Source organism: Bacillus sp. A260, from assembly GCF_009861435.1.
Classification (GTDB): Bacteria; Bacillota; Bacilli; order Bacillales; family Bacillaceae_G; genus Bacillus_A; species Bacillus_A cereus.
Genome location: NZ_CP046398.1, coordinates 106473 through 121717 on the forward strand (window position 1 = coordinate 106473; position 15245 = coordinate 121717).

The following is a 15245-nucleotide window of genomic DNA, read 5'->3' on the forward strand; positions in this document are numbered from 1 at the left end:
GGATGATCGATGCAAAGCAATTAAACAGCTTGGCGTTAGCGTATATGGGTGATGCGGTATATGAACAATATATCCGCTATCACCTCCTTCAAAAAGGAAAAGTTCGCCCTAATCAATTACACCGCTTAGGGACGAGCTTTGTTTCAGCAAAAGCACAGGCGAAAGTTGTTTATCATTTATTAGAGACGGCATTTTTGACAGAGGAAGAAGAGGCGGTATTAAGAAGAGGGCGTAATGCAAATTCAGGTACAGTTCCGAAAAATACGGATGTACAAACATATCGACATAGTACAGCCTTTGAAGCGCTAATTGGTTATCATCATTTATTAAATAATCGTGAAAGATTAGACGAAATTGTATATAAGGCAATTGCAGTTTTAGAAGAAAAGGAAGGGGGCACATCATCATGACTAGTGAATATATTATCGGACGTAACCCTGTAATTGAAGCGTTAAGATCAGGGAGAGATATTAATAAAATTTGGATCGCAGAAGGTGCTGCCAAAGGACAAGTACAAATTGTACTAGCGTTAGCGAAAGAAAATAAGATTATTTTACAACATGCACCAAAGAAAAAGTTAGATCAATTAGTTGAGGGTAATCATCAAGGTGTAATTGCTCAAGTAGCTGCATATCAGTATGCAGAGTTAGAAGATTTATTCAAAGTGGCAGAAAAACGTAATGAAGATCCATTCTTCTTGATTTTAGATGAGATTGAAGATCCGCATAACCTAGGTTCTATTATGCGTACTGCTGATGCAACAGGAGCTCATGGAATTATTATTCCGAAGAGAAGAGCTGTGGGACTTACAGCATCAGTTGCGAAAGCATCAACAGGAGCGATTGAATACATTCCTGTTGCGCGCGTAACAAACTTATCTCGTACAATTGATGAATTAAAAGAGCGTGGACTTTGGATTGCTGGTACAGATGCCAAAGGGAAAACGGATTACCGTAATTTAGATGGTACAATGCCGATTGGGTTAGTAATTGGTAGTGAAGGAAAAGGTATGAGTCGTATTATTGGTGAAAAGTGTGATTTCTTAATCACTTTACCGATGGTTGGTAAAGTTACATCCTTAAATGCTTCAGTAGCCGCAAGTTTGTTAATGTATGAGGTATATCGTAAACGTCACGAAATTGGTAAATAAAAAATGAACGATATTTTAATCGTTGACGGTTACAACATTATCGGAGCTTGGGGAGATTTGAAGAAACTGCGGGATGTAGATTTACAATCATCAAGAGATGCGCTTATTGATAAGATGGCGGATTATCAAGGTTATACAGGTATAAAAGTGATGATAGTCTTTGATGCCTATACAGTCCATGGTATTGAAAAAAAGATGAAACAATCTCGTGTAGAAGTAATATTCACACGAAAGAATCAAACTGCAGACGAAAAGATAGAGCAACTTGCGATAGAGCTTAGAAATATAAATACACAAATATATGTTGCGACTTCTGATTATACAGAACAATGGGTTATATTTGGGCAAGGTGCCCTTCGAAAATCTGCGCGTGAATTAGAGTTGGAAGTACAAGCGATGGAACAACAAGTAAGAAGGCGCACAAAAGACACGAAAGAACAGCAGCCCGCCATGCGAAAGATATTTAGTAAAGATATTACAGAAAAATTAGAAAAATTAAGAAGAGGAGAGCGTTGAAGCATTGACGCTCTTTATCTTTTTACTGTATAATATTGCTAAATAAATAGCGGTCGGAGGGATCAAGGTGGAAGCAGGCTTCGTAAGTATAGGCGACGTTACATTTCGTGATTTAGAGGATGAGGCAATCGTTGAGTTAGTTCGAAAAGGTAATACTGACGCTCTAGAATATTTAATTCACAAGTATAAGAACTTTGTTCGTGCGAAATCAAGATCTTACTTTTTAGTGGGTGCCGATCGAGAAGACATTGTTCAAGAAGGTATGATAGGGTTGTTTAAAGCAATTCGTGATTATAAAGAGGACAAGCTGTCTTCATTCAAAGCATTTGCTGAACTATGTATCACTCGACAAATTATTACCGCTATTAAAACGGCAACAAGACAAAAACATATTCCTTTAAATTCGTATGTGTCTTTAGATAAGCCGATTTACGATGAGGAATCTGATCGAACGTTATTGGATGTTATTTCTGAAGCGAAGGTGACTGATCCTGAAGAGATGATCATTAGCCAGGAAGAATATACAGACATAGAATCAAAAATATCTGAATTATTAAGCGATTTAGAAAGGAAAGTGCTTTCTTTATATTTAGATGGTCGTTCTTATCAAGAGATTTCAGAACAGTTAAACAGGCATGTGAAATCTATTGATAACGCTTTACAAAGAGTAAAGAGAAAATTGGAACGATATATGGAAATGAGAGAAAGTACAACTTTAAATTCATAAGAAGTAACAAGTGCTACAGGTGTAAAATAAATCACCTGTTTTCTTTTGTAGAGAGTACAAAATGCATGTCATTGACATTGTCTTTTATTGTATGATACATTTTTAGGGACATAATGTTACAAGGTTGGTGTAACTAATGAGGAAAAAAGTTGTACTCTCATGTGAAGAGTGTAAAAATCGAAACTACTCTACTATGAAAGATACGAGCTCAATAGAGCGACTTGAAATAAAAAAGTTTTGTAAAACATGCAATCAGCATACAGTTCACAAGGAAACAAAATAAATAATTGAAATAATACACTGGAGGTCCCGCAGATGCGTTTAACGAACTTTTTCGGCGATGTAGGTCGCGAAATGAAAAAAGTAAGTTGGCCTAAAAAAGATGAATTACTCCGCTCAACAGCGACTGTTGTTGCTACAGTTGTGTTCTTTGCGATTTTCTTCGCAGTAGTTGATATGGGCATTTCTTCTTTAATTCGGTTAATTCTTGGTTAATTCTTGAATAAGAAGCACTTATCCATGATATAATGTTATTTATAAGAACTGTGTAAAAGCCCGGTGAACGGGTTTTTTCATTTGCGCAAAAAAATGTACGTCAGGGAGGGAAGGACGCTCGTCCTAAATGAATGGAAAAAAGTTGGTATGTTGTCCATACTTATTCTGGATATGAAAATAAAGTAAAAGCAAACCTAGAGAAACGTGTAGAATCAATGGGTATGCAAGATAAAATTTTCCGTGTTGTTGTCCCGGAAGAAGTAGAAGTAGAAATGAAAAACGGAAAAGAAAAATTAATGAAAAGAAAAGTGTTCCCAGGTTATGTATTAGTAGAATTAATCATGACTGATGACTCTTGGTATGTTGTACGTAACACGCCGGGTGTAACTGGGTTCGTTGGTTCTTCTGGTTCTGGATCTAAACCATCACCTCTATTAGAAGAGGAAGTTGTTACCATTATGAAACATATGGGAATGGACAACGAAGTGGTTGATTTCGACTTTGAACTTCATGAGACAGTACGTGTAAATGAGGGGCCATTCGCAGATTATACAGGTGCTATTGAAGAAATTGATGTGGAGAAGAAAAAGGTTAGCGTGCTTGTGGACATGTTTGGTCGCGAGACTCCAGTTGAACTTGACTTCCATCAAATTGAAAAATTATAAAATGAAACTTGAAATGAATTGTAAAAAGTGATAATATCTTTTAAGTCAGTACGTCTTCGTTATCGGAGACGTTTTTTGAAAGATTTTATCCTTACAGATAAAATATGACGTGGGAGGGCAAATCACTGTCCAATTGACCACATCACGGACTTAAGGAGGTGTGTCTCGTGGCTAAAAAGGTAATTAAAATGGTAAAGCTTCAAATTCCTGCAGGTAAAGCTAACCCAGCTCCACCAGTTGGTCCAGCATTAGGACAAGCAGGTGTTAACATCATGGGCTTCTGTAAAGAGTTTAACGCTCGTACAGCAGATCAAGCTGGTCTTATCATCCCTGTTGAAATTACGGTATTTGAGGACCGTTCATTCACTTTCATTACTAAAACTCCTCCTGCTGCTGTTCTTCTTAAGAAAGTAGCTGGTATTGAGTCTGGTTCTGGTGAACCAAACCGTAATAAAGTGGCAACTGTTAAGCGTGATAAAGTACGCGAAATCGCTGAAACTAAAATGCCTGACCTAAACGCTGCTAGCGTAGAAGCTGCAATGCGTATGGTTGAAGGTACTGCACGCAGTATGGGCATCGTTATCGAAGACTAATTCGATTTGTTTTAAAAAAGGTTGCGGGTCTGGAATTCCAATTCGCAACCTTTATTATCGTAAATGATTATCGTTTTTAAATAAATGGATGGCGCTCATCCTCAGGTTATACCTGAAAACAGGCGTAAACGTGGGAGGTTATTCCGCTAAAACCACATTCGAGGAGGAAATAAAAATGGCTAAAAGAGGTAAAAAGTACGTAGAAGCTGCAAAGCTTGTTGATCGTGCAGCTGCTTACTCTGCAACAGAAGCAGTAGAATTAGTAAAGAAAACAAACACAGCTAAATTTGATGCAACTGTAGAAGCTGCATTCCGTTTAGGTGTTGACCCTAAGAAAGCTGACCAACAAATCCGTGGCGCAGTTGTTCTTCCACACGGTACTGGTAAAGTACAACGTGTATTAGTATTTGCTAAAGGTGAAAAAGCTAAAGAAGCTGAAGCTGCTGGAGCTGACTTCGTAGGCGATACTGATTACATCGGTAAAATCCAACAAGGTTGGTTCGATTTCGATGTAGTAGTAGCAACTCCTGACATGATGGGTGAAGTTGGTAAACTTGGTCGCGTATTAGGACCTAAAGGTTTAATGCCAAACCCTAAAACTGGAACAGTTACTTTCGATGTAACTAAAGCTGTTAACGAAATCAAAGCTGGTAAAGTTGAATACCGCGTTGATAAAGCTGGTAACATCCACGTTCCAATCGGTAAAGTATCTTTCGAAGATGCTAAATTAGTAGAAAACTTCAAAACAATTGCTGACACTTTACAAAAAGTTAAGCCAGCTGCTGCAAAAGGTACTTACATGAAGAACGTAACAGTTGCTTCTACAATGGGACCTGGCGTACGTGTAGACGTTTCTACATTAGCGTAAATTTTGGAAGTTGACTTCATAAAGAAGTTTTAATATAATCATTTATGTTGTGAATTTAATTAGTGTACCGTAGACAGTAGGTGTCAATAGACTTAATTTCCTACCTAGGTGTTAATATACGAAGCGGAATCTTTTTTCTGTGACTATATGCCTCCATGTCTACAAGTTGGGCATGGAGGTTTTTAGTGCACTTTCGGTACATCTTCTATATAATCTACAGGAGGTGTAATAACATGAGCAAAGTAATCGAAACTAAACAACAAGTTGTAACTGAAATCGCGGACAAACTTCGCGCTAGTAAATCTACAATCGTTGTTGACTACCGTGGTTTAACAGTTTCTGAAGCAACAGAATTACGTAAGCAATTACGTGAAGCTGGCGTTGAGTTCAAAGTTTACAAAAACTCTCTAACTCGTCGTGCTGCAGAATCTGCTGAAATGGCTGAGTTAAATGAATTCTTAACAGGACCAAACGCAATCGCGTTCAGTAACGAGGATGTAGTTGCTCCTGCGAAAGTATTAAACGACTTCGCTAAAGATCATGAAGCTTTAGAAATTAAAGCGGGCGTAATCGAAGGTAAACTTGTAACACTTGATGAGGTTAAAGCAATCGCTACTCTTCCATCACGTGAAGGCTTACTTTCTATGCTTCTTAGCGTTCTTCAAGCTCCAATCCGTAACCTTGCACTTGCTACTAAAGCAGTTGCAGACCAAAAGGAAGAGCAAGGCGCTTAATTTTTTAAAAGATAATTACGTATTATCGATAAAACAATACAAACCTATTTAAGGGAGGATATTTACAATGACTAAAGAACAAATCATTGAAGCAGTTAAATCTATGACTGTATTAGAACTTAACGACTTAGTAAAAGCTATCGAGGAAGAATTCGGCGTAACTGCTGCTGCTCCTGTAGCTGTTGCTGGTGGCGCTGGAGAAGCTGCTGCTGAGAAAACTGAATTTGATGTGGAACTAACTAGCGCTGGTGCACAAAAAATCAAAGTTATCAAAGTTGTTCGTGAAATCACTGGTCTTGGCTTAAAAGAAGCTAAAGAATTAGTTGACAACACTCCAAAAGTAATCAAAGAAGCTGCTGCTAAAGAAGAAGCTGAAGAAATCAAAGCTAAACTTGAAGAAGTTGGCGCTGCTGTAGAAGTTAAGTAATTAACTTTTGATGCTTTAAAAAAAGCTCGCTCTCATGCGAGCTTTTTTTTTAACTGTAAAGAAAAGAGGTGGCCATATGGCAGACCATTATTTTTCTAACGACCCTTCTAGTAAAAGTGATCGTAAGCGATGGGAGTTTGACCTTCGTGGATCTCGATTTACTTTCTTATCTGACCATGGGGTGTTCTCGAAAAACGAAGTGGACTTTGGTTCCCGTCTTTTAATTGAAGCGTTTCAAATGCCAGATATTAAAGGTAATATATTAGACGTAGGTTGCGGATACGGTCCTATTGGTTTGTCGTTAGCGAAAGAGTTTCAAGGTCGTGAAGTTCACATGGTGGATGTGAATGAGAGGGCACTTGGGCTTGCGAAAGAAAACGCCGCTAATAACAAAATCGAGAATATACGTATTTTTCAAAGTAGCGTCTATGAAAATGTAGATGGTAAGTATGCTGCTATTCTATCTAACCCTCCAATTCGTGCGGGTAAAGATATCGTACATGAGATTTTAGAAAAAGCTGTGGAGTATTTAGTTCCAGGTGGAGAACTTTGGATTGTTATTCAAAAGAAACAAGGTGCACCGTCTGCGCTAAAAAAACTAGAAGAAGTATTTTCTGAGGTTGAGGTTGTAGAAAAGAAAAAAGGATATTATATCATAAAATCAAAAAAACGTTGACGGTTATTTTTGGCTATGTTAACATTATACAATGCCAATATATGATTTTCTGCGTTGAGAAAGATGTATATTTTTGTTTCTCTTGGAAAAGATAGTAAAATCAGCAGATTATGAAACAGAATGATGGTTTTCTTATAGAAGCCATTTTTCTTTTTTGAGCAGGTAGAAAGACTCAACGTATTTATCTTTAAGAGAAAGAGACTACGCTAATAGCAGTAGTTGTATTTATTTGTGATTTTGCACAAATTTTTTTGTGCATTTATAATACTCATGATTTGAGGGGTGAAGCAGTTGACAGGTCAACTAGTTCAATACGGACGCCACCGCCAACGAAGAAGTTATGCCCGTATTAGTGAAGTATTAGAGTTACCAAATCTTATCGAAATTCAAACCTCTTCTTATCAGTGGTTTCTTGATGAGGGTTTGCGAGAAATGTTCCAAGACATTTCTCCGATTGAAGACTTTACGGGAAATCTATCGCTTGAATTTATCGACTACAGCTTAGGTGAACCTAAATACTCTGTAGACGAATGCAAAGAGCGTGATGTGACGTATGCAGCACCACTTCGTGTAAAAGTGCGTCTAATCAACAAGGAAACTGGTGAAGTAAAAGAACAAGATGTGTTCATGGGAGATTTCCCACTCATGACAGAGACTGGAACATTCGTAATTAACGGTGCAGAACGTGTTATCGTTTCCCAGTTAGTTCGCTCTCCAAGCGTATACTATAGTGGCAAAGTGGATAAAAACGGAAAACGTGGTTTTACTGCTACTGTAATTCCAAACCGCGGAGCTTGGTTAGAGTATGAGACAGATGCTAAGGATGTTGTATATGTGCGTATTGACCGTACGCGTAAACTTCCTGTAACTGTTTTGTTACGCGCATTAGGGTTTGGCTCTGATCAAGAAATCACCGAGCTTTTAGGTGATAACGAATACTTAAGCAACACATTAGAAAAAGACAACACAGATAGCACAGAAAAAGCATTGCTTGAAATTTATGAGCGTCTACGTCCTGGTGAACCACCAACGGTAGAAAATGCTAAGAGCTTACTTGTGTCTCGTTTCTTTGATCCAAAGCGCTACGATTTAGCAAATGTAGGTCGCTATAAGATCAACAAGAAGTTACACATTAAAAACAGATTGTTTAATCAACGTTTAGCTGAAACATTAGTGGATCCAGAAACTGGTGAAATTTTAGCGGCAGAAGGAACAATCTTAGATCGTCGTACACTTGATCGCATTTTACCTTACTTAGAGAAAAACATTGGATTCAAAACAGCGAAACCAATGGGTGGAGTGGTAGAAGGCGATGTTGAGCTGCAATCTATTAAGATTTATGCTCCTGAGTCGGAAGGCGAACGCGTAATTAATGTAATTGGTAATGCAAACATTACTCGTGATGTGAAACACATTACACCAGGTGATATCCTTGCTTCTATCAGTTACTTCTTCAACCTACTATACAAAGTAGGGGATACAGATGATATTGACCATTTAGGAAACCGTCGTCTGCGTTCTGTTGGAGAACTGTTACAAAATCAATTCCGTATCGGTCTTTCTCGTATGGAACGTGTTGTTCGTGAGAGAATGTCGATCCAAGATACAAATGCAATTACACCACAGGCACTAATTAATATTCGTCCTGTTATTGCATCTATTAAAGAGTTCTTCGGAAGTTCTCAGTTATCTCAGTTTATGGACCAAACAAACCCATTAGCAGAGTTAACTCACAAACGAAGACTATCTGCATTAGGACCTGGTGGTTTAACGCGTGAGCGCGCAGGCTTTGAAGTGCGTGACGTTCATTACTCTCACTACGGTCGTATGTGTCCGATTGAAACACCAGAGGGACCAAACATCGGTTTGATTAACTCATTATCTTCGTTCGCGAAAGTAAATGAGTTTGGTTTCATTGAAACACCATACCGTCGTGTTGACCCAGAAACTGGTCTTGTAACAGGGCATGTTGATTACTTAACAGCAGATGAAGAAGATAACTATGTTGTAGCCCAAGCGAATATGAAATTATCTGACGAAGGTGAATTCCTAAGTGAAGATATCGTAGCTCGTTTCCGTGGTGAAAACATTGTCACAAATAGAGAACGCATCGACTACATGGATGTATCTCCAAAACAAGTAGTGTCGGCAGCGACAGCTTGTATTCCGTTCTTAGAAAACGATGACTCTAACCGCGCACTTATGGGAGCGAACATGCAACGTCAGGCGGTTCCGTTAATGAATCCGGAATCTCCGATTGTAGGTACAGGTATGGAGTACGTATCAGCAAAAGACTCAGGTGCTGCAGTAATCTGTAAACATCCTGGGGTTGTTGAGCGCGTAGAAGCACGTGAAGTTTGGGTACGTCGCTATGTAGAAGTTGACGGTCAAACAGTAAAAGGCGACTTAGATCGCTACAAAATGCAAAAATTCATTCGTTCTAACCAAGGAACTTGTTACAACCAACGTCCAATCGTAAGTGTTGGAAATGAAGTTGTAAAAGGTGAAATCCTTGCGGATGGTCCTTCTATGGAATTAGGTGAACTAGCACTTGGACGTAACGTGCTTGTTGGCTTCATGACTTGGGACGGTTATAACTACGAGGATGCGATCATCATGAGTGAGCGCCTTGTAAAAGATGATGTGTACACTTCTATTCATATTGAAGAATATGAATCAGAAGCTCGTGATACGAAGCTTGGACCAGAAGAAATTACACGTGACATTCCAAACGTTGGGGAAGACGCATTACGTAACCTTGACGAGCGCGGTATCATTCGCGTTGGTGCTGAAGTAAAAGATGGAGATTTACTTGTTGGTAAAGTAACACCTAAAGGTGTAACAGAATTAACAGCTGAAGAACGTCTATTACATGCTATCTTTGGAGAAAAAGCGCGTGAAGTACGTGATACATCACTACGTGTACCACATGGTGGTGGCGGTATTATCTTAGACGTAAAAGTATTCAACCGTGAAGATGGCGATGAATTGCCACCGGGCGTGAATCAACTTGTACGTGCATATATCGTTCAAAAACGTAAAATTTCTGAAGGTGACAAGATGGCCGGACGTCACGGTAACAAAGGTGTTATTTCTCGTATTTTACCAGAAGAAGATATGCCTTACCTACCAGACGGTACGCCAATCGATATCATGTTAAACCCATTAGGGGTACCATCTCGTATGAATATCGGTCAGGTATTAGAGCTTCATCTTGGTATGGCAGCAAGATACCTTGGCATTCACATTGCAACACCAGTATTCGATGGTGCTCGTGAGGAAGATGTTTGGGGCACAATTGAAGAAGCTGGTATGGCAAATGACGCGAAAACAATCCTGTATGACGGACGTACTGGTGAACCATTCGATAACCGCGTATCTGTTGGTGTCATGTATATGATCAAACTTGCGCACATGGTTGACGATAAACTTCATGCTCGTTCTACTGGACCATACTCACTTGTAACGCAGCAACCTCTTGGAGGTAAAGCTCAGTTCGGTGGACAGCGTTTCGGTGAGATGGAGGTTTGGGCACTTGAAGCTTACGGTGCTGCTTATACTCTTCAAGAAATCTTAACAGTGAAGTCTGATGATGTTGTTGGACGTGTTAAGACTTATGAAGCAATTGTTAAAGGCGAAAATGTTCCAGAACCAGGCGTTCCTGAATCATTCAAAGTATTGATTAAAGAGCTGCAAAGTTTAGGTATGGACGTTAAAATGATGTCTAGCGACGATACAGAAATTGAAATGCGTGATACAGAAGATGACGATGATCATCAATCAGCAGATAAATTGAATGTCGAAGTTGAGACAACTAAGGAATAATTGGGATAACCTGTAGACTAAAAGGGAGGTAGGCCCCTTGATAGATGTAAATAACTTTGAATATATGAAGATTGGACTTGCTTCACCTGACAAGATTCGTTCTTGGTCATACGGTGAAGTTAAGAAACCAGAAACTATTAACTATCGTACGTTAAAGCCTGAAAAAGATGGCTTATTCTGTGAGCGTATTTTCGGACCACAAAAGGACTGGGAATGTCATTGCGGAAAATACAAACGTGTACGTTATAAAGGTGTAGTTTGTGATCGATGTGGCGTTGAAGTAACGCGTGCAAAAGTACGTCGTGAACGTATGGGTCATATCGAATTAGCTGCTCCTGTATCTCATATTTGGTATTTCAAAGGTATCCCGAGCCGCATGGGACTTGTCTTAGACATGTCCCCTCGCGCGCTTGAAGAAGTAATTTATTTCGCTTCTTATGTTGTAACAGAAAGTGGAGATACACCACTTGATAAGAAGCAATTACTTTCTGAAAAAGAATACCGTGCATATCGTGATCGATATGGTAGCACATTCCAAGCTGCTATGGGTGCAGAAGCAATTAAAAAGCTACTACAAGACATCGATTTAGATAAAGAAGTAGACTTCTTAAAAGAAGAATTAAAAACAGCACAAGGACAACGCCGTACTCGTGCTATTAAACGTCTAGAAGTATTAGAAGCATTCCGTAACTCTGGAAATGAACCGTCTTGGATGATCTTAGATGTTCTACCAGTAATCCCACCAGAACTACGCCCAATGGTACAGTTAGACGGTGGACGTTTTGCTACTTCTGACTTAAACGACTTATACCGTCGTGTAATTAACCGTAACAACCGTTTAAAACGTCTATTGGACTTAGGTGCACCAAGCATCATTGTTCAAAACGAAAAACGTATGTTACAAGAAGCTGTAGACGCATTAATCGATAATGGTCGTCGTGGCCGTCCAGTTACTGGGCCAGGTAACCGTCCATTAAAATCACTATCTCACATGCTTAAAGGTAAACAAGGACGTTTCCGTCAAAACTTATTAGGTAAACGTGTTGACTACTCTGGTCGTTCTGTAATCGTTGTAGGACCGAACTTAAAGATGTATCAATGTGGATTGCCAAAAGAAATGGCGCTTGAACTGTTCAAACCTTTCGTAATGAAAGAGTTAGTTGAAAAAGGATTAGCACATAACATTAAGAGTGCGAAACGTAAAATCGAGCGTGTACAACCTGAAGTTTGGGACGTTTTAGAGTCTGTGATTAAAGAACATCCAGTACTTCTAAACCGCGCACCAACACTTCACCGTCTTGGTATCCAGGCGTTTGAACCTACATTAGTAGAAGGTCGCGCAATCCGTCTTCACCCACTTGTATGTACTGCATACAACGCGGACTTTGACGGTGACCAAATGGCCGTTCACGTACCTTTATCATCAGAAGCTCAAGCTGAAGCTCGTCTTCTTATGTTAGCGGCACAAAACATCTTGAACCCGAAAGACGGTAAACCAGTTGTTACTCCATCTCAGGATATGGTATTAGGTAACTATTACTTAACACTTGAGCGTGAAGGTGCAATCGGTGAAGGTATGGTCTTCAAAGATGCAAACGAAGCATTGCTTGCATATCAAAATGGATATGTTCATCTTCATACACGTGTTGCAGTAGCTGCAAGTGCAGTAAACAACGCAACATTTACTGAAGAGCAAAAGAGTATGCTTCTATTAACAACAGTTGGTAAATTAATATTTAACGAAATCTTACCAGAGTCGTTCCCTTATATTAATGAACCAACAAATTCAAACCTTGAAAAAGAAACACCAGCGAAATATTTCGTTGAAAAAGGTGCGAACATTAAAGAAATTATTGCTAGTCGCGAAGAAGTGGCGCCATTTAGCAAGAAGATCCTTGGTAACATCATTGCGGAAGTGTTCAAACGTTTCCAAATTACAGAAACGTCTCGCATGCTTGACCGTATGAAAAACTTAGGATTCAAGTACTCTACAAAAGCTGGTATTACAGTTGGGGTATCTGACATTCTTGTATTAGGCGAAAAAGATGAAATTCTCCACGAAGCACAAGCAAAAGTAGATAATGTAATTAAACAATTCCGTCGCGGTTTAATCACGGAAGAAGAACGTTACGATCGCGTTATCTCTATTTGGAGTAATGCAAAAGATGTTATCCAAGGAAAACTGATGAAATCCTTGAATAAACGCAACCCAATCTTCATGATGAGTGACTCAGGTGCCCGTGGTAACGCATCTAACTTTACTCAGCTTGCTGGTATGCGTGGTCTTATGGCCAATCCATCTGGTCGTATCATCGAACTTCCAATCAAATCGAGTTTCCGTGAAGGTTTAACAGTACTTGAGTACTTCATCTCTACGCATGGTGCGCGTAAAGGTCTTGCCGATACAGCACTTAAAACTGCCGATTCTGGTTACTTAACACGTCGTCTTGTTGACGTTGCACAAGATGTAATCGTTCGTGAAGATGATTGTGGAACAGATCGCGGTTTATTAATTGGTGCGATTAAAGAGGGTAATGAAGTTATCGAGTCATTATATGATCGTCTTGTTGGACGTTTTGCAAGAAAAACTGTAAAACATCCTGAAACAGGTGAAGTATTAGTTGCTGAAAATCAATTAATTACTGAAGATATCGCTCATATCGTTGAAAATTCGGGTGTTGAAACTGTAAACATTCGTTCAGCGTTTACGTGTAACACTCGCCACGGTGTATGTAAGAAGTGTTACGGTCGTAACTTAGCAACTGGAACAGACGTAGAAGTAGGAGAAGCGGTAGGTATTATCGCAGCTCAATCTATCGGTGAGCCAGGTACACAGTTAACGATGCGTACATTCCATACAGGTGGGGTTGCCGGAGATGATATTACTCAAGGTTTACCTCGTATCCAAGAGATCTTCGAAGCTCGTAATCCGAAAGGTCAGGCAGTTATCAGTGAAATCGACGGTGTTATCGCAGCGATCAACGACGTTAAAGATCGCCAAGAAGTAGTTGTACAGGGTGAAGTTGAAGCTCGTACGTATGCTATTCCTTACGGTGCTCGTCTGAAAGTAACTCCAGGACAGCCAATTAGCCACGGTAAAGAGTTAACAGAAGGTTCTATTGATCCGAAAGAATTACTAAAAGTAACGGACATTACGGCGGTTCAAGAATACTTATTACGTGAAGTTCAAAAAGTATACCGTATGCAAGGGGTAGAAATTGGTGACAAACACGTAGAGGTAATGGTACGTCAAATGTTACGTAAAGTTCGTGTAAGTGATGCAGGTGAAACAGATGTATTACCAGGAACATTACTAGATATCCATCAGTTTACTGATGCGAATGCTAAGGTCTTACTGCAAGGTAAGCAACCAGCAACAGCTAGACCTGTTCTACTTGGTATTACAAAAGCTTCACTTGAAACAGATTCATTCTTATCTGCAGCATCGTTCCAAGAAACAACTCGTGTCTTAACTGATGCAGCAATTAAGGGTAAACGCGATGAACTTCTAGGATTAAAAGAAAATGTTATTATCGGTAAACTTGTTCCTGCTGGAACAGGTATGAATCGTTATCGCAAAGTGGATCTTGTAAAAACAACACAAGATGACATGAACGTAGAAAACGATGAGGTTTATGTGGAACAGTAAAATTTTCCGTCATAAATTTTGTATAAAAACAATTAATCTTAGTTGACATTGTATGAGTCAAAATGTTACTATAATCAAGGTTGCTCCTGAACGATGCTTTGGAGGATATTTATATGTCTTATCAAAAAGTATCAACTGCTGAAAATGTAGTCGTTGGTCATAAACGCACATTGGAAGCAATCAAAAATGGTACAGTTAAAGAAGTTGTCATCGCAGAGGATGCTGACATGCGGTTAACCCATGCTATCATTCGTATTGCAATGCAATATAACGTGCCCATAACAAAAGTTGAATCAGTTCGTAAGCTTGGTAAAGCTTCGGGGATTCAAGTGGGAGCTTCAGCAATAGGAATAATAAGTTAAAACTGTTTTTGTGAGGAGAGAGCATTTGCTCTTCCTTGCAAAAACTTTGTTTTCAACTAATAATGAACCACCTGGATATGTGGTCATACAAACATGCGAAGGGAGGATAATCAAATGCCTACTATTAACCAATTAGTGAGAAATGGTCGTACTGATAAAGTATGGAAATCTAAATCACCTGCGTTAAACAAAGGTTTTAACTCTTTAAAGAAAAAATCAACTGATATCTCTGCACCTCAAAAACGTGGTGTATGTACTCGTGTTGGTACAATGACTCCAAAGAAACCTAACTCAGCGTTACGTAAATACGCTCGTGTACGTTTAACAAACGGTATCGAGGTTACAGCTTACATCCCAGGTATCGGTCATAACCTACAAGAGCATAGCGTAGTATTAATTCGCGGTGGTCGTGTAAAGGATTTACCGGGGGTACGTTACCACATCGTTCGTGGTGCGCTTGACACAGCTGGTGTTGACAAACGTATGCAAGGACGTTCTAAATATGGTACTAAGAGACCAAAACCTGCTAAAAAATAATAACTTTAAAATGAAAGGAGG

Annotated in this window: 16 protein-coding genes and 1 other annotated feature; all 16 genes read left to right on the top strand. The window is 39.3% G+C overall.

From position 1 onward, the window contains the following. Window positions 1-2: 2 nt before the first annotated feature. The 16 genes from GD442_RS00570 (at window position 3) to rpsL (ending at window position 15224) form a co-directional block, all read left to right on the top strand. Complete coding sequence (locus GD442_RS00570) at window positions 3-410, top strand: Mini-ribonuclease 3 (protein WP_000564261.1); 408 nt, start codon at window positions 3-5, stop codon at window positions 408-410. After that, window positions 407-1150 (top strand): 23S rRNA (guanosine(2251)-2'-O)-methyltransferase RlmB, encoded by a 744-nt coding sequence (gene rlmB / locus GD442_RS00575; protein WP_000200237.1) that lies wholly within the window; start codon window positions 407-409, stop codon window positions 1148-1150. Before GD442_RS00570 ends, rlmB begins: the two co-directional genes overlap by 4 nt. 3 nt (window positions 1151-1153) lie before the next feature. Next, window positions 1154-1666: an NYN domain-containing protein gene (locus GD442_RS00580; RefSeq protein ID WP_000997876.1), complete on the top strand. Its 513-nt coding sequence runs from the start codon at window positions 1154-1156 to the stop codon at window positions 1664-1666. 67 nt (window positions 1667-1733) lie between these two features. Next, a complete protein-coding gene (locus tag GD442_RS00585) occupies window positions 1734-2393 on the top strand; it encodes an RNA polymerase factor sigma-70 (RefSeq protein WP_000387193.1) in 660 nt (219 codons plus the stop codon). 136 nt (window positions 2394-2529) lie between these two features. Continuing rightward, window positions 2530-2676, top strand: coding sequence for a 50S ribosomal protein L33 (rpmG, locus tag GD442_RS00590; RefSeq protein WP_014481927.1), 147 nt, complete (start codon window positions 2530-2532; stop codon window positions 2674-2676). 32 nt (window positions 2677-2708) lie between these two features. Then, on the top strand, window positions 2709-2888 hold the full coding sequence (gene secE / locus GD442_RS00595) for a preprotein translocase subunit SecE (protein ID WP_001241323.1): 180 nt from the start codon (window positions 2709-2711) through the stop codon (window positions 2886-2888). 131 nt (window positions 2889-3019) lie between these two features. Beyond that, on the top strand, window positions 3020-3553 hold the full coding sequence (nusG, locus tag GD442_RS00600) for a transcription termination/antitermination protein NusG (protein WP_000415794.1): 534 nt from the start codon (window positions 3020-3022) through the stop codon (window positions 3551-3553). Between the two features lie 167 nt (window positions 3554-3720). Beyond that, window positions 3721-4146: a 50S ribosomal protein L11 gene (gene rplK / locus GD442_RS00605; protein ID WP_001085872.1), complete on the top strand. Its 426-nt coding sequence runs from the start codon at window positions 3721-3723 to the stop codon at window positions 4144-4146. Between the two features lie 175 nt (window positions 4147-4321). After that, window positions 4322-5014, top strand: coding sequence for a 50S ribosomal protein L1 (rplA, locus tag GD442_RS00610; protein WP_001987630.1), 693 nt, complete (start codon window positions 4322-4324; stop codon window positions 5012-5014). A gap of 49 nt (window positions 5015-5063) precedes the next feature. Next, window positions 5064-5208, top strand: a sequence feature (ribosomal protein L10 leader region). Window positions 5209-5247: 39 nt separating this feature from the next. Further along, entirely contained in the window at window positions 5248-5748 is a 501-nt protein-coding gene (gene rplJ, locus GD442_RS00615; protein ID WP_000048716.1) for a 50S ribosomal protein L10, read from the top strand. A 67-nt stretch (window positions 5749-5815) separates the two neighbouring features. Then, window positions 5816-6175, top strand: coding sequence for a 50S ribosomal protein L7/L12 (gene rplL / locus GD442_RS00620; RefSeq protein WP_000159736.1), 360 nt, complete (start codon window positions 5816-5818; stop codon window positions 6173-6175). A gap of 76 nt (window positions 6176-6251) precedes the next feature. Next, window positions 6252-6851 carry a class I SAM-dependent methyltransferase gene (locus GD442_RS00625; RefSeq protein WP_000763268.1) on the top strand — a complete coding sequence of 200 codons (600 nt, stop codon included), beginning with the start codon at window positions 6252-6254 and terminating at the stop codon, window positions 6849-6851. Between the two features lie 291 nt (window positions 6852-7142). Then, window positions 7143-10676 carry a DNA-directed RNA polymerase subunit beta gene (gene rpoB, locus GD442_RS00630; RefSeq protein ID WP_000147553.1) on the top strand — a complete coding sequence of 1178 codons (3534 nt, stop codon included), beginning with the start codon at window positions 7143-7145 and terminating at the stop codon, window positions 10674-10676. Between the two features lie 37 nt (window positions 10677-10713). Next, window positions 10714-14325 (top strand): DNA-directed RNA polymerase subunit beta', encoded by a 3612-nt coding sequence (rpoC, locus tag GD442_RS00635; RefSeq protein ID WP_000567939.1) that lies wholly within the window; start codon window positions 10714-10716, stop codon window positions 14323-14325. 113 nt (window positions 14326-14438) lie between these two features. Further along, entirely contained in the window at window positions 14439-14687 is a 249-nt protein-coding gene (locus GD442_RS00640) for a 50S ribosomal protein L7ae-like protein (RefSeq protein ID WP_000121836.1), read from the top strand. A 114-nt stretch (window positions 14688-14801) separates the two neighbouring features. After that, window positions 14802-15224, top strand: a complete 423-nt coding sequence (gene rpsL, locus GD442_RS00645) for a 30S ribosomal protein S12 (protein WP_001142341.1) — start codon at window positions 14802-14804, stop codon at window positions 15222-15224. The last annotated feature ends 21 nt before the right edge of the window (window positions 15225-15245 follow it).